Genomic DNA, 19,728 nt, shown 5'->3' on the forward strand with positions numbered 1-19,728 from the left:
GGCCTGCGCCGCGGCGGCCGCCGGGGCGTTGCGCGGGCGGGGTGGCGGGGGCTGGGCGGGCGGCGGCGACTGCGGTACGGGCTCGCGCACGGCGGCGCGGGCCTGCCCGGAGGTGCCGCGGCCGACGGGCTTCGGCGTGGCCGGGCGCCCGCCGCGCCGCCCCTCGATGAGGGCGACGGCGCTGGCCGGCAGCCAGGCCGAGGCCGTGCCGCTGTCGTCGCAGCCGGAGCCGAACAGGTGCGGTGCGAGCTGCGACTGGAGGTCGGCGGGGGTGGGGCGGCCGGGCGCCGCCATCTGCATGCAGGACTCGATCAGCGGCCGCAGTTCGTCGGGCAGCCCGGCGAGGTCCGGGCCCTCGCGCAGCAGCATGAAGACCGTCTCGACGGGGTTGGCGCCGTGGAAGGGGGCGTGTCCGGTGGCGGCGAAGACCAGGGTGGAGCCGAGGGAGAAGACGTCGCTGGCGCCGGTGACGCTGCGGGAGTCGCGGGCCTGCTCGGGCGACATGTACGCGGGGGTGCCGACGGCGACGTTCGTCATGGTCAGGCGGGTGTTGGAGACGCCGCTGGCGATGCCGAAGTCGATGACGCGCGGGCCGTCCTCGACGACCAGCACGTTGGACGGCTTCAGGTCCCGGTGGACCAGGCCCGCGCCGTGGATGGACTGCAGCGCCTCGGCGATGCCGGCCGCCAGCCAGCGCACCGCCTGGGCCGGCAGCGGCCCGCACTCATTGACTATTTCCTCCAGGGAGGGCGCGGGCACGTAGGCGGTCGCCAGCCACGGCACCGCGGCCCGGGGGTCGGCGTCCACCACGGCGGCGGTGTAGAAGCCGCTGACCGCGCGGGCCGCCTCGACCTCGCGTGTGAAGCGGACCCGGAACAGCTGGTCCTCGGCGAGCTCCGTACGCACCGTCTTGATCGCGACGCGCCGGCCGGACGCCGAGCGCGCGAGGTAGACCAGCCCCATGCCGCCGGCCCCGAGACGGCCGAGCACCTCGAACGGGCCGATCCGCCGGGGATCGTGCTGCGTCAGCTGTGTCAGCTGCTCCACCACTTGCCTGCCACCTCCCCGTGGGGCTAAAGAGACTCTCAAAAGCCAGTGGCCGCCGAGAGCCACTGCCCCGTGCAGCGTCTCACCGCCTGGCCGATTCGGCCGTACGCGTGCTGATTCTTCCTGGCCGGGCCCACGGTTGCGAACCCGGGGCCGCTCCCGTCGTGTCCCGGCGGGCTTCCGCGGTGCGCACCGGTGCCGTCACGTGCCGTGACGAGGCCCTGCGCACATACGTGCGTACGGACGCTCCCGGGCGCCGGTGCGGCCCCCCGGAAAGCTCTCGAACACCGTACGACCGGGACCCGCGCGGGCGGGCCGTCGCCGCGCCGTCACCGGGCCCGGAATCCGCGCCCCGCCGTCACGGGAGCCGAGGGCCTGCGGACCGGAACGTGCGTCCCGCCGTCACGCCGCCCGGGCCCTCGCGCCGCGCGCCGGTATCCCCAGCGGCGCCCGGCCGCCCGTACCGCTTCGCGGCTGTCCCGCGCCGCGCCCCGCGCGCGGCCGGGGCCGCCCGCCGGGCCTGCTGTCCGTACCGGTCATGCGTCCCGTCCCCGTTCTCTCCCCGTGTGCCGGCACCCGTGCCGGTTGCGTGCCGCCGCGTCGTCGCTGCGACGCGGCCGTACCCACTGTGCCGTACTTCAAGGTCGTCGCGCTGCCCCCCGCGGACGAGCGGCATCCGCCCCACGCGGACGATCGGCCTCTGGCCGACGCCGGGGAGTCCTCATGGGCCCGCTGCCGGGCCGCGCCGTCCACGGCCCGACAGCGGGAGCTGCCGTTGACCCCAATTGTGCGGCGCGAGCCGCTACTTAGGGGCCATGACGCCGAAGCCGGCGCCCTGGTTGTCGGTGAACACGGCGAACGGCCCGCCCGGCGTGGCGACCGGTTCCACCGTGATCCGGCCGCCGAGCCGGGTGGTGGTCCGTACGGCGTCGTCCATCTCGGGTACGAGGAAGCAGACGGTGAAGTGCGGGGGCAGCTCGGCGGGCGCGCTCGCGTCCATGAGGACCCGGCCGCCGATCTCCCGCTCCTGGCCGGCCGGGCGCCAGGGCCGGAAGCGCTCGTCCGAGGCCGGGGCGTCGGCGACGCTCTCGAAGCCGAAGACCTCGCCGTAGAAGGCGTCGGCCCGCTCGGGGTCGCGGGTGCTCAGGCTCGTCCAGACGTACGCGCCGGGCTCGCGCTCCGCCTCGAAGCCCTGGTGGGTACCGGCCTGCCAGACGCTGAAGACCGCTCCCGTGGGGTCGGCGGCGACGAGCAGGGTGCCCAAGTCGCCGACGGGCGTGGCCTCCGTGACGACGCGGCCGCCCGCCCGGAGGATCTGCGCGCTGGTGCGGGCGGCGTCCGGGGTCGCGAAGTACACATTCCAGACGGTGGGCATCCGGCCGTCCTGCTTGGGCATCAGGCCGGCGGCCTTCCTGCCGTCCTTGAACGCCTGGGTGTAGTCACCGAACTCCGGGGCTCCGTCGGAGAAGGTCCAGCCGAACAGCGCTCCGTAGAATCGCTTGCCCGCTTCCAGGTCGGGCAGCATGACGTCGGCCCAGCAGGGGACGCCCGCCGCGAATGCAGTCATGGGGCCAAAGTAGCCCTGGATCACGTTTCGCGCCCGGACAGTAATCGAACATTCTGTCAATTCTCTGCGATCACGTTCATTACCGGACATTCCCCGGTGACCGGCAATGACCCGCACGGGATCACTTCCGCCCGCGGAGCCCCGTCCGCCGGTGCGCAAAAGTTGTCCACAGCCTGTTGATAAGATGATTCACTTGTTCGGGCCAAACCGCCCCCGACACCGCCGCAACCCGCCTGCGGCGCTCTGTGCAAGGGATCGACCAGGACCGATGCGGCCGAACTCCCGCATCCCCATTTGCAGGCGACCAAATCGCGCTCCGATCACCCCTCGGTAAGCTGACGGCATGACAGGACAAGTTCGGACCGTCGACGGCAGAGTCGCCGGGCGCCGCGGACAGGCGACCCGGCAGAAGCTGCTCGACTGCCTCAGCGACATGCTCAGTTCGTCCCCGTACAGAGACGTCAAGGTCATCGATGTGGCCCGCAAAGCGGGCACTTCGCCCGCGACGTTCTACCAGTACTTCCCCGATGTCGAGGGCGCGGTACTGGAAATCGCCGAGGAGATGGCCAAGGAAGGCGCGAACCTGACCGACCTGGTGGCCGGACGCTCCTGGGTGGGCAAGTCCGGCTGGCAGGCGGCCGAGGAACTCGTCGAGGGATTCCTCTCCTTCTGGCGCAAGAACGACGCGATCCTGCGCGTCGTCGACCTCGGGGCCGCCGAGGGCGACAAGCGTTTCTACAAGATCCGCATGAAGATCCTGAATGCCGTCACCAACTCCCTTACGGACTCCATCAAGGAACTCCAGTCCAAGGGAAAGGTCGACAAGGACGTCAGCGCGGCCGCGATGGCCGGTTCGATCGTCGCCATGCTGGCCGCGGTCGCCGCCCATCAGAAGGGATTCCAGAGCTGGGGTGTCAAGCAGCAGGACCTGAAGCCGAACCTGGCACTTCTGGTCCACCTGGGCATCACCGGGAAAAAGCCCACAAAGTAGCCCGGGGAACCGCTCGGAGATCCGTCCGGAGACCGGCTCGGAGATCCGCTCGGGAAACACCCCGCATCAGCTCACGGAACCGTCTTCGTTCGCGCTCGTCCTGCCATAGCTGTACGTCGCAGCGGGTGTTGGCCGCCCACCGGGCCGGCCGGCACCCGCTGCGCGCGTCCACGGCCCGCGGCAGCGCCGCGCCCCGCCATCATCCGGGCACCCCCACCATCCGGCACCCCCCTGGCACCGGCCCTCAGCGCGGCTCCAACCGGAAGAGCCGGATCTCACGGGTGACGCGCGCCTGGTACGCGACGTACGGCGGCCAGAAGCCGGTCACCGCCGCCCACGCCGCCGCCCGCTCGGCGCCGGTCAGCAGCCGGGCCCGTACGGGAATGTCCCGGCCCCGCCAACTGATCTCGGCCTCCGGGTTCTTCAGCAGGTTGGCCGTCCAGGCCGGGTGTCCGGGGCGGCCGAAGTTGCTGCCGATCAGCAGCCAGGTCCCGGCGTCCTCCGGCAGGCAGGCCAGCGGCGTCCGCCGCGGCAGCCCGGTCCGGGCTCCCGCAACCGTCAGGATCGCCCCCGGAAGCATGCTTGCGCTGAGCAGCACCCGGCCGCCGGTGAGCCGGTGCACCGTACGGTCCAGCCCGGGGACGACGTACGGCGCCACCCGCGCGAACGCGCGCGTCGCGGACACCTTCTGCACCAGCCGCCTGCCGTACGCCTTCATCCCGTCGGCCACCTTTCCCCGCTCCGGCGCCTTCCCCCACTCCGGTGCCTTCCCCCGGCCGTCCGCCTTCACCCGCTTCCACGCCCCCACGCGGCCAACCGCCTTAGCCCTCTTCGACGCCTTTACCCGCCCCATCACCTTCACCCCCTTCGCCACCTTCACCCGAACAGCCCCGCTGTCTCCGCCGCGTGTGCCCGCAGCAGGTGCACCGGCCCCAGCAGCAGTTCGTCGCATGCCGCGCGCTTGAAGTAGAGGTGGGCGTCGTGTTCCCAGGTGAAGCCGATGCCGCCGTGCAGCTGGATGGCCTCGCCGGCCGCCGCGCGCAGCGCCTCCAGGGCGTGGGCGAGCGCGAGGCCGGGGGCGCCGGGCTCGGCGGCCTCGGCGGGGCCGCCCACCGCCCATGCCGCGTAGTAGGCCGCCGACCGTGCGGCCTGCACCTGTACGTAGAGATCCGCCAGCCGGTGCTGGACGGCCTGGAAGGACCCGATGGTCCGGCCGAACTGTTCCCGCACCTGGACGTACTCCACGGTCCGCCCGAGCGCCACGTCCGCCGCACCGGCCGCCTCGGCGGCCAGCGCCGCGGCGGCACCGGCGCCGGCCCGCGCGAGCGCGTCCCGCGCCCGCCCCTCCGCGTCCCCCTCGCCCTCTTCACCCCCGTCGCCCAGCAACGTGGCGCTCACATTGCGCAGTTGGACGCGCCCGAGCGGCCGGGTCTCGTCCATCGCCGTCTGCCGGACCCGCACCACACCGGGCGCGTCACCGCGTACGACGAAGAGCAGCGTGCGGCTTCGCGCGTAGCCCCCCGTGTGCGCGACCACGAGGAGCAGCTCCGCACTGTGGCCGCCGAGCACCTGCGCGGCCTCCCCGTACAGCCGCCACTCCCCCGCCGCCCCGTCCGCCCTGTCCGCCCCAGGGCCACCGGAGGCCTTGGGGGCCCCGCTCCGTCCGTCCGCTCCGCCCCTCCGCGCCTGGATGCCACCCGCCCGGCCGCCTCCCGCCCATCCCTCGTCGTTACGGCCGGTGAGCGCGAGGGCGGTGCCCAGCTGCCCGCCGGGTACGGCGAGCGCGCCGGTCAGCTCGCCCGCCGCGAGGGCGGGCAGCAGCTCCGCACGCTGCCGCTCCGTGCCCAGTGCCTGCACCAGCGGCGCGACGAGGACGGCGGTGGGCAGCAGCGGCGAGGGCAGCAGCACCCGCCCGGCCTCCTCGCAGGCCAGCGCCAGTTCGGTGGGGCCGCAGCCGGCACCGCCGTACGCGGCGGGCAGGGCCAGCCCCGGCAGGCCCAGCTGCCGCGCGAGCTGCCGCCACAGGGCGGGGTCGTATCCCTCAGGGGTGCGGACGGCGGCCCGCAGGTCGTCGGGGCCGCAGCGCTTGTGGAGCAGTTCGCGCAGCGTGCGGCGGATCTCGTCCTGCTCCTCGGTGAACGCGGCATCCATCGGCGGACCCCTCCCGGCCGTTAGCTGACGGCCCGTCATACTAGGTACTGCGTCCGGCATTTCCCAGCCTCGCGCGCACTCGCCATGCCATGCGGCAGCACCCCATCACGGCCCCACCACCACACCTGTCGGCACCCACAAACCTGATGTACCGTCAGATTCATGCCGCCAGGGACCAGCCGCCCATCCCCCCGCAACCGAAGCCACGGCTACGGCTACGAACACGGCCACGGCCACGGCCGCAAGGTCGCCATTGCCGGCGTCGCCCTCGCCGACTGCGGACGCGTGGACGAGGCCACCCCGTACGCCCTCCACGCCCAGGCCGCCCGCCGCGCGCTGGCCGACTCCGGCCTCGACCGCTCACTGGTCGACGGCTTCGCCTCGGCCGGTCTCGGCACCCTCGCGCCCGTGGAGGTCGCCGAGTACCTGGGCCTGCGTCCGACCTGGGCCGATTCCACCTCCGTCGGCGGCGCCACCTGGGAGGTGATGGCCGCGCACGCCGCCGACGCCATCGCGGCCGGGCAAGCGCGCGCGGTGCTGCTGGTGTACGGGTCCACAGCGCGCGCCGACCTCAAGGCCGGGCGCCGTACGGCGAACCTCTCCTTCGGCGCCCGAGGCCCGCTCCAGTACGAGGTGCCGTACGGCCACACACTCGTCGCCAAGTACGCGATGGCCGCGCGCCGCCACATGCACCAGTACGGCACGACGCTCGCCCAGCTCGCCGAGGTCGCCGTCCAGGCGCGGGCCAACGCGGCGGCGAACCCGGACGCCCTGTACCGCACCCCGGTCACCGTCGACGACGTGCTGTCGGGGCCGCTGATCGCCGACCCCTTCACCAAGCTGCACTGCTGCGTCCGCTCCGACGGCGGCTGCGCGGTCCTCTTAGCCGCCGAGGAGTACGTACGCGACCTGCCCAGGCCGCCCGTCTGGGTGCTGGGCTCGGGCACCGCCGTGTCGCACTCCGCGATGTCCGAGTGGGACGACTTCACCGTCTCCCCCGCCGCCGTCTCCGGCCGCCTCGCCTTCGAACGGGCCGGGGTGCGCCCGTCGGAGATCGACGTGGCCGAGATCTACGACGCCTTCACGTACATGACGCTGGTGACGCTGGAGGACCTCGGTTTCTGCGCCAAGGGCGAGGGCGGCGCGTTCGTGGAGAAGGGGCGGCTGCTGCGCGACGGCGAGCTGCCCGTCAACACCGACGGCGGCGGCCTGGCCGCCTGCCACCCCGGCATGCGGGGACTGTTCCTGCTGGTCGAGGCGGTACGGCAGCTACGCGGCGAGGCGGGCGAAGGCCGCCAGGTGCGGCGCCCGGACGGCAGCCCGCCCGAGCTGGCCGTGGCGTCGGGCACGGGCGGCTGGTTCTGCTCGTCGGGGACGCTGGTGCTGGGGCGGGGGTAGCCCGACGCCGGCACCTCGACCGCGCCACCAGCACGCGCAATACGCGCGGCGCGCACCGTACGAGCAGCACACGACCTGCGGGCAACGCACGCCGTACGAGCAGCACGCACCGTACGCGCGAGAAGTGAGCGGCCGGCCGGCCCCTGCGTGGCCCTACGCGAACGACAGGGTGTACTCCACGGCGCGCTCGCTGGTCGGCGCGAAGCCCAACCGTCGCAGCGCATCGTGGAGTTCTTCGTCATCGGGAGCCGCGTTGACCTCGGCGGCGCCGAGGCCGGGGTGGTCGGCGTCGAGTGCGCACAGCGCCGCGGAGGTGAGGGACGTGAGCGCGTCGGCGGTGCTGTCGGCCTCCCGGTTGTGGACCAGGCGCGCGCGGGTGTCGGTCAGCTCGACGTCGTACCAGGCTTCGTCCGTACCGATACGGAAGGCGATCCCCTCGTCCTCGCCCTCGTCGCCGGCGGGCAGCCGCCGCACCTCCGGGCCCCCGGCGGGCACCCCGGCCGGCAGGTCGCGCCGCCACCAGCGGTAGACCTCGCCGCTTTCGAGGGCGTTCAGCTCGATCGCGGCCTTGCCGGGGCTCGTCTCCTCCTCCGTGATCCACCGCAGAGCCGTACCGCCCCCCTTACGGGCCTCGTCCGCCGCCGCCCGCAGCAGGGGCACCAGGATCTCCTGGTCCGCGCAGTCGAGTACGGCGACGAAGCGCAGCGCGGGATCGAGTGCACCCAAGTCCAGCAGGGCGACCGAACCTTCCACGGTCCCCCGGGGGCTCGCGGTCAGGACGGCGACCGTGCGGTCGCCGCACCACAGCTCACCGGCGAGGGACGCGTCGGTTATACATTCAACGAAGTTTGCCATTTCTTTACCTTATGGAGAATTCCTCCCCCTTGTCCACTATGACCCCACCCGGTCACCGGAGCGTTTCGAGGAATTCCCGCACGGCCCCGGCCAGCCCGTCCGGGTCCTCGGCCGGAATGAAGTGCCCGGCGTCCAGTTCCACCCGGCGGGTGCGCGGGCGGCGCCCGGCCATCTCCCGGGCCAGCTCCGGCGACACCAGGAAGCTCGTACGGCCGTGGACGAGCAGGGCCGGGCAGTCGCTGCCCAGCCAGGCCGCCCAGTGATCACCCCGTACGCCCAGGTCGGAGTCGACGACGTCCTGTGGCACGAAGGGCAACCGCCAGCTGCCGTCCGGCTCCTGCCGCAGCCAGTCCGCGATCAGCGGAGCCGCCGGGCCGAGCCCGTCGAGCAGCGCCTCGCGGGTGGGCGCCCGCTGCGGCCAGTCGAGACAGAAGGCGATGCCGCTCGGCCCGGTGTCCGTGATGACCACCGGGTCGTCCACGTTGATCAGCGCGCGCACCCGGCCGGGATGCCGGGCCGCGAGGTGGTACGCGTTCTTGCCGCCCATGGAGTGCCCGAGCACCACGGCGGACGGCAGGCCGAGGTGGTCGAGGAGGGCCACCGCGTCGGCGACGTACCCCTCGCGGGAGTAATCCGGAGCGCGGTCGGACTCGCCGTTGCCCCGCTGGTCGGGAGCGATCACCCGCCATTCCGGGCCGAGTTCGGCGGCCAGCGCGGCGAAGCTCCGGCCTTCGGAGAAGTGCCCGTGCAGGGCGAGGAGGGGTTTTCCGGCGGCGGGTCCGTAGTCGAGATAGGACAGGCGGCGGCCGTTCAAGAGGACCTGATCACGGGGGCTTTCTGGAATCTCCATGCCGCCCACGCTAGTCACGGAGGCGGTGGCCGGGCCCCGGGCGTAAAGGGCGGCTCACGCCGCCTTACCCTGTAAAGGTTTTTTATCTGGGCATTATCGGAAATTTGAGTGGGAGCACATGAAGAAGCAGGCCCGTCTCTCGGCCCTCATCGCGGCCGCCGCCATCGCGCCGGCCGTACTGTTCTCCTCCCCGGCGGTCGCCGCCGAGGCACCGTCCGCCGCCAACTCGGCGCCGGACCAGGGCGCGGAGGCGAAGCCGGACGAGGCGGCGAAGGAGCAGGGGGACCGGTCCTTGGCGGACGACCGGATAGCGGTCCTTCGGATGATGGGCGAGAAGAACGCCGGTGCCGTCTTCATCGAGGCGGCCGACAAGGCGCTCCTCGGCACGCACGAGGAACTGCGCGAGTTCCTGAAGACCGGGCAGTACATCGCCCGCGACATCGACAACTCCATCGCGATCACCCGGATTTACGGGGCCAAGGACGCCGGCCGGAACGTCAAGGGCGCGGCGCGCGAGGCTCTCAACGGTTCCCCGCAGGACCGGGTGCGCTTCTTGGAGAAGGGCCAGTACACGGCTCGCCAGGCGGACAACCGCGTCCGCGCGGTGCAGATCTACAGCATCGGCGGCCCCGCGGTGCAGGACGCCGCCCGTGACGCGCTCCGCGCGGGTCCCGAGGCCGTTCAGCACTTCCTCGACGTCGGCCAGTACGAGGCCCGCGCCAAGGACGAGGCGGCCGAGAAGAAGGCCGCCGAGGAGAAGGCGGCGAAGGAGAAGGCCGCCAAGGACAAGGCCGAGAAGGAGAAGGCCGAGAAGGAGAAGGCGGCCAAGGAGAAGGAAGCCGCGGACAAGGCTGCCAAGGAGGAGGCCGCCAAGGACGGCAGCCAGGGCGCCAAGCCCGTCGCCTCCACCGATGACCGGACCGGCGGCAGCTACGGCACCACCACCTCGGTCACCGTGCCCGGCAACGCCGCGGCGTCGGCCGGCCACGGCGCCGCCCTGGCCTCGACCGGCGTCGGCCCGGCCACCCCGTGGGCCGTCGGTGGCGCCGCCGCCGCGCTCACCGCGGGCGCGGGCCTGATGGTCGCGGGCCGTCGCCGTACCGCCGCCGAGCGCGGCTGATCCGGACGACGGCGGGGGCGCCCGGCAACCGGCTCACCGGTGACCGGGCGGCCCCGCCGGAGCGCTCCGCCCGCTCACGAGGACGGCCGCGCCCCGATCACGAACTTGGTGCCGAACGGGTCCGTCACCTGCGCCTGCCGCACGTACACGTTGTCCTCCGGCTCGGTCGCCGTACCGCCCGCCGCCACCGCCCGCGCCACCGCCGCGTCCGTGTCACCAACCTCGAACAGCGTCGCCCACCCCGCGCTCCGGGCCGACGGATCGCCCATGATCCCGCCGATCTCGTGCCCGTCCGGGCGGCGCAGGAAGGTGAAGTCGACGTCCGGCATATCCGGGTTTCCGTCCAGGGTGTAACCGAAGACCGCCGAGTAGAACGCGCGGGCCGGGCCGGGGTCCGGCGCCACCAGGTCGTTGCGTACGAGGGTGTTGGGCTCGTTGACGATCTCGCAGCCGGGCCGGGAACGCCCCTGCCAGAGCCCGAACTGCGCGCCCACGGTGTCCTCGGCGATCGCGGCCCGCCCGAAGTCCCGGATCTCCACCGGCCCCCACAGCACCCGGCCGCCCGCGTCGGCGATCCGCTTGGCGGTGCCGTCGCAGTCGTCGGTCGCCATGAACATCGTCCACGCGCCGCCCTCCGCGTCGGTCCGCTCCATGATCCCGGCGGCGCGCTGCCCGTTCACGAGCCCGACGGCGTACCGCCCCTGCTCCATCGTCTCCGTCTCGTACGTCCAGCCGAACAGCGCCCCGTAGAAGTCCATGGCGCGGTCCAGGTCGGGCACGGCCAGCTCGATCCAGGTGGGCGTTCCGTCGGGCTGATTGCCGGTGACACGGCTCATGACGTGCTCCTCGCGGTACGGGGCGGCCGGGGTGGCCGCGCGGGCCGGTACCTCAGACGCTAAGCGCCGTGTAGGACAGTTTGTGTCCTACAGGCCCGCGGCCGGGCAGCTGCGGATGCCGCGCTGCGGGCCGCAGGCTGTAACAGCACTGCCCCGCCGTCTACGGCATGCCGTTACGTCTTCGCCGAATTGCCGCAATAAAGGGCAGACAACATCATGTGCGGTGTGACCCCTGACCGTCACCGCCCTTTCAGGCCCGACCGGAAATGACGTACTACCGATGCTCCGCTTCCTGCCGGGCGCCGCACGGCGCGCCCGGGTCACGCTGCCGGTCGCGGCGCTCACCCTGGCCTCGGCCTGCACGCTGCTGAGCGGGTGCGGTGGGGGCGGCGAGCCGAAGAGCGCCGGGCGCACGCCGGGCGCGTCGGCGCCCGCGCTGCTGTGGCCCGGCCGGACACCGGCGCCGCAGCAGACGTACGAGCCCAACTCCGCCGAGCGGCCGTCACCGCTGCGCGCCGCGCCGCGGGCGCCGTCCGGCGACATCCACCAGGTCCCGGCCCTCGCCGTCGCGAAGGCGAAGGTCGATGCCATGACCGGCGCCCTCGACGAGGGCGGCACCAACAGGAAGATCAAGGAGTGCCGGACCGCCGGGCAGAAGCCGTGTCCCGTACAGACGCCGCAGTACCGGGACATGACCGGTGACGGCAAGGACGAGCTGCTGCTCGGGGTCGAGTCCGGGAAGACGTTTCTGTTCCTGTGGGCCTTCACCGTGCGGGACGGGGTGGTCACCCAGATCATGGACGCCGGGGTGACACCCCTGTCGGTCGAACTGTCGGGCCGCGAAGTGATCATCCGCGAACCGGCCGGCATGCGCGGCTACGACCTGCGGCGGGTCTACTCCTGGGACGCGCACATGCAGGCCATGAACGAACGCCTCACGGAGTACGTCAGCTCCGGCCCGAAGAAATAAGGCCGAGGAAGTCCGCCCAGGCGGCCGGGGGTATGGCGAGGCCGGGTCCGGTTTTGTTCTTGGAGTCGCGTATGTGGATGGTGGTTGCCGTTGCGGCCATCTCCACGCAATTGGTGTCGGCGGACTGCTCGCTGCTGTAGCTGGACTTACGCCAGGCGTACGCCACCTCTACGCACGTTTCACCATCGGGGTTGCTGTAACTGCTTTTGAACCAAGCCAGTTCGGCGTTCACACTCACCCTGCCAGTCTCTCGATCAGTTCCAGTGACTTCTTCGGAGTCATAGCCTGGGACCGGAGAGCACCCAACCTCTGGGCGTACTGGTTGGCCTCAGCCGGCCTCGTCAGCAACCTACCCTTGCCCTGCCCCTCCATGAAGATGCTGTACCGCCCATCCGGGGAAAACAGCATGTCCAGGGGACCATTGAGCCCTGCATGCTCGTCCACATTCGTGGGCATCACCTGAAGCATGACGTGATCCAGCTCGCGAACCGTCTTCACGATGTGGAGCAGACACCTCCTGAACGTGGCCGCCCCGCCGATCGGCCGCTCGAACACCGCCTGCTCGACCACGAAGCTCACCGTCGGGGCCGGGTCCCGGATGAGCGTGGACTTGCGCGCCAGTCGCTCTTCCACCAGCCGGTCGATCTCACTCTTGCTGTACGCCGGTACACGAGTCCGGAACAGAGACGAAACGTAGTCGGTCGCCTGCAACAACCCCGGCAGCACGAGGCTTTGGTAGCCACTCAGGCTCAGAGCCTCGGCCTCCAACGCCTTCCACTCCAGGAACTGGTCACGCGAGGATTCCTGCTCCATCAGGCTGACACAGGACTCCAGCACGCCCTTTGCCACGGTGAGCCGATCAGCCTCGATCAGGAAGCCCGCGCTCGGAATGCGCTCCGCGCGCTCGTAAGCGCCCTCCAGTGATTCCGACACGTGCGTCTCACGGGCCAGCTCCTTCTGTGTCATCCCCGCCTGCTGACGCCAAGAGCTGATGAGCCCGCCGACGTGCACTCGCGCGGGCGATGGCTCCGCCCCCTTTGCGGCCATGATCAACCTCCCCACAACCCACCTTGTATGCCACTTACTCCTGGTGACGCTACGCACACGAGCCGACCATTAAGGCCATGACGACCGAAAATCACCCCCAGGAGCCACGCCTGCTCCCATGGGCGGGTCAGGACGGCAAGCCCTGCTACGTGATCGGGGAGGGCCGGGGCCTCGTAACGGACCTGGCCGACGGCCTGGAGGAGATGCAACTCTCCATGGCTGTCCAGCTCTTGGACCATTCGCGCGCGGCGCTGAACCGGGCCCAGCCCCCCGAGCACGCGGAGCTGCTCTTCATCACCAACCGCCTCACCGAGTCGCTCGGCGACGCCGTCCGCGTGGCCGACAGCAGGGGCCGCCGCCTGCCTTGAAACAAGCGCGATATACGAACGTCATAGACACGCGTATAAGACGCTCGTATAGTCGGGCCATGCCTCAGCGAATCCTGATCTCCGGCGCCGGTATCGGCGGCCCCGCCCTCGCGTACTGGTTGCACCGCCACGGCCACGCCGTCACCGTGATCGAGCGGGCGCAAGCCCCCCGTACCGGCGGCTACAAGGTCGACGTCCGCGGCGCCGCGGTCGAGGCCGCGGAGCGGATGGGCGTGCTGGCGGACATCCGGCGCGCCAGTACGGACATGCGGACCGGAACGTACGTGAACGGCGACGGGCGGCGTCTCGCCACGCTGCCCGCCGACATCTTCGGCGCCCGTGTGGACGGCGACGACGAGATCATGCGCGGCGACCTGACCCGCATCCTCCACGAGCGCACCCGCGACTCCGTGGAGTACGTCTTCGGCGACTCGATCCGCTCGCTCGCGGACGACGGGGCGGGGGTCGACGTCACCTTCGAACGCGGGGCGCCGCGCCGTTTCGACCTCGTCGTCGGCGCGGACGGCCTGCACTCCACCGTCCGCCGCCTCGCCTTCGGCGACGAGTCCCGCTACCTGCGGCACATCGGCGCGTACATATCCTCGTTCAGCGTGCCCGACGAACTCGCGCCGCCGCGCGAGGAGTTGTACTACATGGCGCCCGGCAGACTCGTCTGCGCCTACAGCGCGGCCGGGGGCACCGGCGCAAAGGCCTGGCTGAGCTTCCGCTCGCCCCGGCTGGACTACGACCACCGCGACGCGGACGCACAGCGGAAGCTGCTGGCGGACGCGTTCGAGGGGGTCGGCTGGCAGGTGCCACGGCTGCTCGAAGCCTCCCGTACCGCCGAGGACTTCTACTTCGACGGGCTGCACCTGATCGAGATGGACCGCTGGTCGCGCGGGCGCGTGGTGCTGCTGGGCGACGCCGCGCACTGCGCCTCGCCCGCGTCGGGGCAGGGGACGGGGATGGCGCTGGTGGGCGCGTACGTACTCGCCGGGGAACTGGCGGCGGGCGGCGACCCGCGCACGGCCTTCGCGCGCTACGAGGCGGAGATGCGCCCGTATGTCACGGCGAACCAGCGGATGGCGGAGAAGTTCGTACCGCAGATGACGCCCGGCAGCAGGGCCACGATCCGCTTCCGGCACGTGATGATGCGGCTGCTGCCGCACATGCCGTGGAAGAACTACGTCGTGAAGAAGCTCGCCGAGGACGTGCAGCGTGGCGCCAAGGCGATCACCCTGAAGCCGTACACCGGCCACCGGGACGGCCCGGCACCCGGGCCGGCCTGTACCCCCTCCGCGACAGCTGCGGATTAGGCTGCCGGGCATGGTCGATCACCCGGCAGACAGTCCAGTCAACGCAGGCAACGCCGACGCCGCCGCCGACCGCTTCCACGCGCTCCTGCGCTCCCTGCGCGTCTGGGACTGCGAACTGCCCGGCATCGACACCGACCCCACGCACGCCCCGGCCGACCCGCTGCCCCTCTTCCGGCAGTGGCTGCGGGAGGCCGCGGAGGCGGGCGTACCCGAGCCGCACACCATGACGCTCGCGACGGCGGACGCGGCCGGCGACCCCGACGTACGCACCCTGATGCTGCACGATGCCGACGAGCGCGGCTGGCATTTCGCCTCCCACCGCGGCAGCCGCAAGGGCCGCGAACTCGCCGCCCGCCCGCGCGCCGCCCTCGGCTTCTACTGGGCGGCGCTCGGCCGCCAGGTGCGCGTACGGGGGCGGGTCACCGAGGCGGGCCCGGAGGAGAGCGCGGCCGACCTCCACCGGCGTTCGACGGGCGCGCTGGCCGCCGCCCTCGTGGGCCACCAGAGCGAAGTCCTCGCCTCGTACGCGGACCTGGAGCGCGCCTCGGAAGCCGCCTGGGACCGGGCTCAGCGGGAGCCGACCGCTCCCGTACCCAGCTGGACCCTGTACGTCCTGCGGCCCGACGAGGTCGAGTTCTTCCAGGGCGATGCCCGGCGGCGACACGTACGGATCAACTATCGCCGGGAAGGCGGGGACGGTGATCGCGGCGACGGCGTGGGCGTCGGGGGCGGGGAGGGCTGGGTGCGGGAGCTGCTCTGGCCGTAGCCGCCGCCCCTCCGCACGATCCCGCCCACCTCGAAGCAGTACGAAGTAATCCTCATGGACGCCTGACCGGCCGGCCGGCCCCTCTTCAGGGCCGCGGGGCCAGTCCTCTTCAGGGCCGCGGGGCCAGTCCCGCCACGGCCAGCCGGAACAGCCGGTCCGCCTGGGCCGCGGGATCGGGGTAGTGCTCCGTGGCCAGGACGATGCCGACGACCAGCGTGATCAGATCGGCGACGGTGACGCCGTCCGCCGCCACCGCGCCGTCCCGCACGGCGCGGCGCAGCAGCGGTTCCGCCGCTTCCTCCACCGCCGCCGAGCAGGAATTCCCGTGCGCCGGGTCGGAACCGGCACCGTCGTAGGCGAGCGCGGCCGCCAGCCCCCGGGCGGCGACGGAGTAGGCGACGACCTCGCCCAGCCATTCCAGCAACGCGCCCCGGCTGTCGCTCGCGTCGGCCAGGTCGTGGGCGCGGGCGCACAGGGCGTCGATCCGTTGCCGGGAGACCGCCTCCAGCAGCGCGCGGCGGGTCGGGAAGTGCCGGCGCACCGTCGCCGAACCGACTCCCGCGGTGCGCGCGATCTGTTCCAGGGAGGCGTCGGCGCCGTGGGCGGCGACCTCCTGTTCGGCCACGGCGAGGATGCGCGCGTGGTTGCGCCGGGCGTCCGCTCGCTGTCCGTCGGGCATGGGGGCGTCTCCGTATGGGTTGACCGGCGGTTTTACCGGGGGCGGGCTTCTCGGGCGGGGTCTTTCGGCGCGGGGCGGTTTGCCAAGTGGCGGGGCCCGCCATATCTTACCGACAGAGAAACGGCGGGCCCCGCCGTTTAGCCCTCTCGTACCCGAGGAGCAGCATGTCCGCAGACTCCGCACCCGTTCTGGTCACCGGCGCGACCGGCAGGCAGGGCGGCGCCACCGTCCGCGCCCTGCGCGCGGCGGGCGTACCCGTCCGCGCCCTGGTGCGCGACCCGGCCACCGACCGGGCCAAGGCCGTCGAGGCGCTCGGCGTCGACCTCGTCACCGGCGATCTCCACGACCGCGACTCGGTGGTCCGGGCCGCCGACGGCGTCCGCGCCGTGTTTTCCGTACAGATGCCCGGCATGACCGCGGACGGCTTCGACTACGACGGGGAGGTGACCCAGGGCGTCAACCTCATCGAAGGCGCGAAGGCCGCAGGCGTACCGCAGTTCATACACTCCTCGGTCAGCGGCGCCGGACAGCACACCGAGGCTCCCGGCTGGGCCGAAGGCCGCTGGGCCGTGATGGAAGGCACCCTGGGCGCCAAGAGCACGATCCAGGACCGGGTCCGCGCGGCCGGCTTCCCCCACTGGACACTCCTCAAGCCCGCCTTCTTCATGGAGAACTTCTTCCCCTCCATGGCGTTCCTGTTCCCGCGTGGCGTGGAGGGCGGCATCGTGAGCGTGCTCAAGCCCTCGACCCACCTGTCCCTGATCGCCGTGGAGGACATCGGCAAGGCGGCAGCCGCCGCCGTCGCCGCGCCGGAGCGCTTCGACGGGGTCGAGCTGGAACTGGCCGGCGACTATCTGCCCATGACGGAGATCGCCGACGTCCTCTCGCGCGCGCTGGGCACGCGGCTGACCGCACCGGACATGACCGAGGCCGAGGCCGTCGCCGCCGGAATGCCGGGGATGGGCGCCGCACACGAGTGGCTGAACGTGATCGGGCAGCCGGGCCGCCCGCAGTACGCACAGGAACTCGGCCTCCCGCTCACCAGCTTCGACACGTGGGCGCGGGAGCACATGCGGGCCACTGCCTGAAGCGAGCGAGCCGGCCGGGGTGCGCGGACCGTTCAGAAGCGCCGGCACACGAGCGGACCCGTTCAGAAGCGCTGATACATGATGTGCAGGCCGACGTAGCCCTTGACGGGGTGCAGGAATCCCTCGGGGAGGGTCGTCATGATCTCGAAGCCGAGGGATTCCCAGAGGGCGACGGCACGGGTGTTGGTCTCCACCACCGCGTTGAACTGCATGGCACGGAAGCCGGTCGTACGGGCCCAGTCGACGGCGTACTCGCCGAGCGCCCGGCCCACGCCACGGCCGCCGTGGGCCGGATCGACCATGAAGGAGGCGCTGGCGATGTGGGACGCGCCGCCCATGTGGTTGGCGTTCATCTTGGCCGAGCCCAGGACCGTACCGTCCTCGTCCACGGCGACGACCGTGCGGGCCGGCGGGTCGAGCATCCACATCGCGCGGCTCGTCGGCTCGTCCATGTCGCGGGGGTAGGTGTACGTTTCACCGGCCGCCACGATGGCGCGGAAGAACGGCCAGACGGCAGGCCAGTCGGCCGCGGTCGCTTCTCGGATCAGCACGCGGGCCAGCATGGCGGGCGGGCGGGGCGGCGGGCCAGCGAATTTCCGGGGGCCGTTGCCGTTCAGGAGCCGTTTCTGTTCAGGCGGGACGGAAGACAGGTACGGAGAAGCCGCGTGCGGGAGGGGTGGGCGCGGGGATGACGGGCGCGGTCTCGTCCTCCGTACGGAAACGCACCCGCAGCGGCATCCCGATGCGCAACTCCGCCTCCGGGCAGTCGACGACCTCCGTCATCATCCGCGGGCCCTCGGCCAGGTCCACGACCGCGGCCACGTACGGGACGCGCTCGCCGAACGGCGGCAGGTCGTTACGGTGCACCACCGACCACGTGTAGAGCGTGGCCCTGCCGCTCGCCTCCTCCCACCCCACGTCTTCGCTCCAGCAACGCGGGCAGAACTCGCGCGGGTAGTGGTGCGCCGCACCGCAGCCATCGGCACGGCAGCGGCGCAACAGCAGGCGCCCCTCCGCTGCCGCGTCCCAGTAGAAGCGGCTGAACGCGTCGGTCTCGGGCAGGTCGAACCTGGAAGCGGCGGGTGGGGACGGCGCCGCTCCCCCGGATTCGGGCTTCGCTTGCGGTGTCACTGCGGACCACCCACCTCAGTTCGCGGCCGAGCCACTGCTCTGACGAACCGTCAGTTCAATCGATGTTGGCCGGGATGCGCAAGGGGACGGGCACGGGCAAGGCCTCGTACGGCGACACGCGTGCGCCGCGCGGCTACCCTCACCGGCATGCCGGACGCCGCAGCGCACGCCAGCTCCCCCGCATCCAGCTCCCCCGCATCCAGCGCCTCCGTAACCAGCACCTCCGTATCCAGCGCCGCGCAGCCCGCTGCCGTCCCGCCCGCCGCCGTCCCGCCCGTGCACGTCGTCGGGGGCGGGCCGGGCGGGCTCGCCACCGCCGCCGCGCTGGGCGCCCACGGCGTCCGCGCCGTCGTCCTCGAAAAGGCCGACGCGGTGGGCGCCTCCTGGCGCGGCCACTACGACCGTCTGCGACTGCACACCACGCGCCGCCTCTCCGGACTGCCGGGCCTCGCGATACCGCGGGCGTACGGGCGGTGGGTCGCGCGTGACGACGTGGTGCGCTACCTGGAGCAGTACGCAGCGCACCACCACCTCGAAGTCGCCACCGGTGTGGAGGTGCGGCGCGTCGACCGCGCGACGGACGGCGGGTGGGTCCTGCACGCGAACGGCGGGCGCGAGCTGGCCGCCCGTACGGTCGTGATCGCCACCGGCTACAACCACACCCCGTACCTCCCCGACTGGCCCGGCCGCGACGACTACCCCGGCGAACTGCTGCACGCCGGCACCTACCGCAACGCCCGCCCCTTCGCGGGCAAGGACGTCCTGGTCGTCGGCACCGGCAACACGGGGGCCGAGATCGCGGTCGACCTGGCGGAGGGCGGCGCGGCGCGGGTACGGCTGGCGGTCCGCACCGCCCCGCACATCGTGCGCCGGTCGACGGCGGGCTGGCCCGCCCAGGCGACGGGCATCCTCGTACGCCGCCTGCCGCCGCGCGCGGTGGACCGGGCGGCCCACGTCATGCGCCGCCTGTCCGTACCCGACCTGTCCGCGCACGGCCTGCCGATGCCCGACACCGGGCTCTACAGCCGCGTGCTGGCGGGGGCGATCCCCGTCCAGGACGTGGGGCTGATCGACGCCGTACTGCGCGGAACGGTACGGCCGGTGGCAGCGGTGGAGTCCTTCGACGGCGGCGTCGTACGGCTCGCGGACGGCGACGCGATCGAGCCCGACGCCGTCATCGCCGCCACCGGCTACCGGCGCGGCCTCGACAGCCTCGTCGGCCACCTCGACCTCCTCGACACGCGCGGCCGCCCACGCGTCCACGGCCCCCGCACCCTGCCCTCCGCCCCCGGCCTGCACTTCACCGGCTACACCAACCCCATCAGCGGCATGTTCCGCGAACTCACCCTGGACGCCCGCCGCATCGCCCGCACCATCGCTGCCGTGCATGAGGGGGAGAGACAGGGAGGTGGATCGGGAGGTGGATAGGGGGCTCCGTCGGCTTCGGTGCGCGCGCAAGGTCCAGACGGCGCGCGCAGGCAAGCCCCGGGCCACCCGCGTCCGCCGGCCCCCAGCCGCGGGCGTCCGCAAGGCCCAAGCAGCTCACGT

Annotated in this window: 21 protein-coding genes; 9 read left to right on the plus strand and 12 right to left on the minus strand. The window is 72.4% G+C overall.

Translation table 11 applies throughout. The features are described 5' to 3' along the window. On the minus strand, positions 1-1,050 hold a 1,050-nt coding region (locus ACFV57_RS22770; RefSeq protein ID WP_385235203.1), incomplete at its 3' end, for a serine/threonine-protein kinase. 799 nt (positions 1,051-1,849) lie between these two features. Next, a complete protein-coding gene (locus tag ACFV57_RS22775) occupies positions 1,850-2,614 on the minus strand; it encodes a VOC family protein (RefSeq protein ID WP_385235206.1) in 765 nt (254 codons plus the stop codon). Between the two features lie 343 nt (positions 2,615-2,957). On the opposite strand from ACFV57_RS22775, the gene ACFV57_RS22780 reads away from it, so the two are divergent. Continuing rightward, positions 2,958-3,605, plus strand: coding sequence for a TetR family transcriptional regulator (locus ACFV57_RS22780; RefSeq protein ID WP_385235209.1), 648 nt, complete (start codon positions 2,958-2,960; stop codon positions 3,603-3,605). A gap of 244 nt (positions 3,606-3,849) precedes the next feature. Here ACFV57_RS22780 and ACFV57_RS22785 read toward each other — a convergent pair whose 3' ends face one another. After that, the gene (locus ACFV57_RS22785) at positions 3,850-4,323 is read right to left on the minus strand and encodes a nitroreductase family deazaflavin-dependent oxidoreductase (RefSeq protein WP_385235517.1); all 474 of its coding nucleotides are present in this window, start codon (positions 4,321-4,323) and stop codon (positions 3,850-3,852) included. 158 nt (positions 4,324-4,481) lie between these two features. Further along, positions 4,482-5,756, minus strand: a complete 1,275-nt coding sequence (locus tag ACFV57_RS22790) for an acyl-CoA dehydrogenase family protein (protein WP_385235212.1) — start codon at positions 5,754-5,756, stop codon at positions 4,482-4,484. Between the two features lie 285 nt (positions 5,757-6,041). Between ACFV57_RS22790 and ACFV57_RS22795 the strand changes: the two genes are divergently transcribed. Then, the gene (locus ACFV57_RS22795; RefSeq protein ID WP_385235520.1) at positions 6,042-7,154 is read left to right on the plus strand and encodes an acetyl-CoA acetyltransferase; all 1,113 of its coding nucleotides are present in this window, start codon (positions 6,042-6,044) and stop codon (positions 7,152-7,154) included. Between the two features lie 153 nt (positions 7,155-7,307). Here the strand turns inward: ACFV57_RS22795 and ACFV57_RS22800 are convergent, their stop codons facing one another. After that, complete coding sequence (locus ACFV57_RS22800) at positions 7,308-8,009, minus strand: hypothetical protein (protein ID WP_385235215.1); 702 nt, start codon at positions 8,007-8,009, stop codon at positions 7,308-7,310. A gap of 52 nt (positions 8,010-8,061) precedes the next feature. After that, positions 8,062-8,859: an alpha/beta fold hydrolase gene (locus ACFV57_RS22805; protein ID WP_385235217.1), complete on the minus strand. Its 798-nt coding sequence runs from the start codon at positions 8,857-8,859 to the stop codon at positions 8,062-8,064. A 118-nt stretch (positions 8,860-8,977) separates the two neighbouring features. Here ACFV57_RS22805 and ACFV57_RS22810 point away from each other — a divergent pair, with 118 nt between their 5' ends. After that, positions 8,978-9,979 carry an ALF repeat-containing protein gene (locus ACFV57_RS22810; protein ID WP_385235220.1) on the plus strand — a complete coding sequence of 334 codons (1,002 nt, stop codon included), beginning with the start codon at positions 8,978-8,980 and terminating at the stop codon, positions 9,977-9,979. Between the two features lie 74 nt (positions 9,980-10,053). Here ACFV57_RS22810 and ACFV57_RS22815 read toward each other — a convergent pair whose 3' ends face one another. Continuing rightward, the gene (locus tag ACFV57_RS22815) at positions 10,054-10,815 is read right to left on the minus strand and encodes a VOC family protein (protein WP_385235223.1); all 762 of its coding nucleotides are present in this window, start codon (positions 10,813-10,815) and stop codon (positions 10,054-10,056) included. A 280-nt stretch (positions 10,816-11,095) separates the two neighbouring features. Between ACFV57_RS22815 and ACFV57_RS22820 the strand changes: the two genes are divergently transcribed. Next, the gene (locus tag ACFV57_RS22820) at positions 11,096-11,785 is read left to right on the plus strand and encodes a hypothetical protein (RefSeq protein ID WP_385235226.1); all 690 of its coding nucleotides are present in this window, start codon (positions 11,096-11,098) and stop codon (positions 11,783-11,785) included. Here ACFV57_RS22820 and ACFV57_RS22825 read toward each other — a convergent pair. Next, complete coding sequence (locus ACFV57_RS22825) at positions 11,763-12,017, minus strand: DUF397 domain-containing protein (RefSeq protein ID WP_385235523.1); 255 nt, start codon at positions 12,015-12,017, stop codon at positions 11,763-11,765. The genes ACFV57_RS22820 and ACFV57_RS22825 overlap by 23 nt on opposite strands. 2 nt (positions 12,018-12,019) lie before the next feature. Beyond that, positions 12,020-12,832: a Scr1 family TA system antitoxin-like transcriptional regulator gene (locus ACFV57_RS22830; RefSeq protein ID WP_385235229.1), complete on the minus strand. Its 813-nt coding sequence runs from the start codon at positions 12,830-12,832 to the stop codon at positions 12,020-12,022. 77 nt (positions 12,833-12,909) lie between these two features. Between ACFV57_RS22830 and ACFV57_RS22835 the strand changes: the two genes are divergently transcribed. The 3 genes from ACFV57_RS22835 to ACFV57_RS22845 are packed head-to-tail and all read left to right on the plus strand — an operon-like array spanning position 12,910 to position 15,282. Next, entirely contained in the window at positions 12,910-13,200 is a 291-nt protein-coding gene (locus tag ACFV57_RS22835) for a hypothetical protein (protein WP_385235232.1), read from the plus strand. A gap of 59 nt (positions 13,201-13,259) precedes the next feature. Then, complete coding sequence (locus ACFV57_RS22840) at positions 13,260-14,516, plus strand: FAD-dependent monooxygenase (protein WP_385235235.1); 1,257 nt, start codon at positions 13,260-13,262, stop codon at positions 14,514-14,516. A gap of 10 nt (positions 14,517-14,526) precedes the next feature. After that, positions 14,527-15,282, plus strand: a complete 756-nt coding sequence (locus ACFV57_RS22845) for a pyridoxal 5'-phosphate synthase (RefSeq protein WP_385235237.1) — start codon at positions 14,527-14,529, stop codon at positions 15,280-15,282. A 109-nt stretch (positions 15,283-15,391) separates the two neighbouring features. On the opposite strand, the gene ACFV57_RS22850 is transcribed toward ACFV57_RS22845, so the two are convergent. After that, complete coding sequence (locus ACFV57_RS22850) at positions 15,392-15,961, minus strand: TetR/AcrR family transcriptional regulator (protein ID WP_385235240.1); 570 nt, start codon at positions 15,959-15,961, stop codon at positions 15,392-15,394. A 164-nt stretch (positions 15,962-16,125) separates the two neighbouring features. On the opposite strand from ACFV57_RS22850, the gene ACFV57_RS22855 reads away from it, so the two are divergent. Next, complete coding sequence (locus ACFV57_RS22855) at positions 16,126-17,049, plus strand: NmrA/HSCARG family protein (protein WP_385235243.1); 924 nt, start codon at positions 16,126-16,128, stop codon at positions 17,047-17,049. 62 nt (positions 17,050-17,111) lie between these two features. Here the strand turns inward: ACFV57_RS22855 and ACFV57_RS22860 are convergent, their stop codons facing one another. Continuing rightward, a complete protein-coding gene (locus tag ACFV57_RS22860; protein WP_385235246.1) occupies positions 17,112-17,612 on the minus strand; it encodes a GNAT family N-acetyltransferase in 501 nt (166 codons plus the stop codon). A gap of 67 nt (positions 17,613-17,679) precedes the next feature. Further along, positions 17,680-18,180: an OB-fold domain-containing protein gene (locus ACFV57_RS22865; RefSeq protein WP_385235249.1), complete on the minus strand. Its 501-nt coding sequence runs from the start codon at positions 18,178-18,180 to the stop codon at positions 17,680-17,682. 147 nt (positions 18,181-18,327) lie between these two features. Here ACFV57_RS22865 and ACFV57_RS22870 point away from each other — a divergent pair, with 147 nt between their 5' ends. Next, on the plus strand, positions 18,328-19,608 hold the full coding sequence (locus ACFV57_RS22870; protein WP_385235252.1) for a flavin-containing monooxygenase: 1,281 nt from the start codon (positions 18,328-18,330) through the stop codon (positions 19,606-19,608). The last annotated feature ends 120 nt before the right edge of the window (positions 19,609-19,728 follow it).

This window comes from Streptomyces sp. NPDC059788 (assembly GCF_042732265.1).
In the GTDB taxonomy this organism is placed as follows: domain Bacteria; phylum Actinomycetota; class Actinomycetes; order Streptomycetales; family Streptomycetaceae; genus Streptomyces.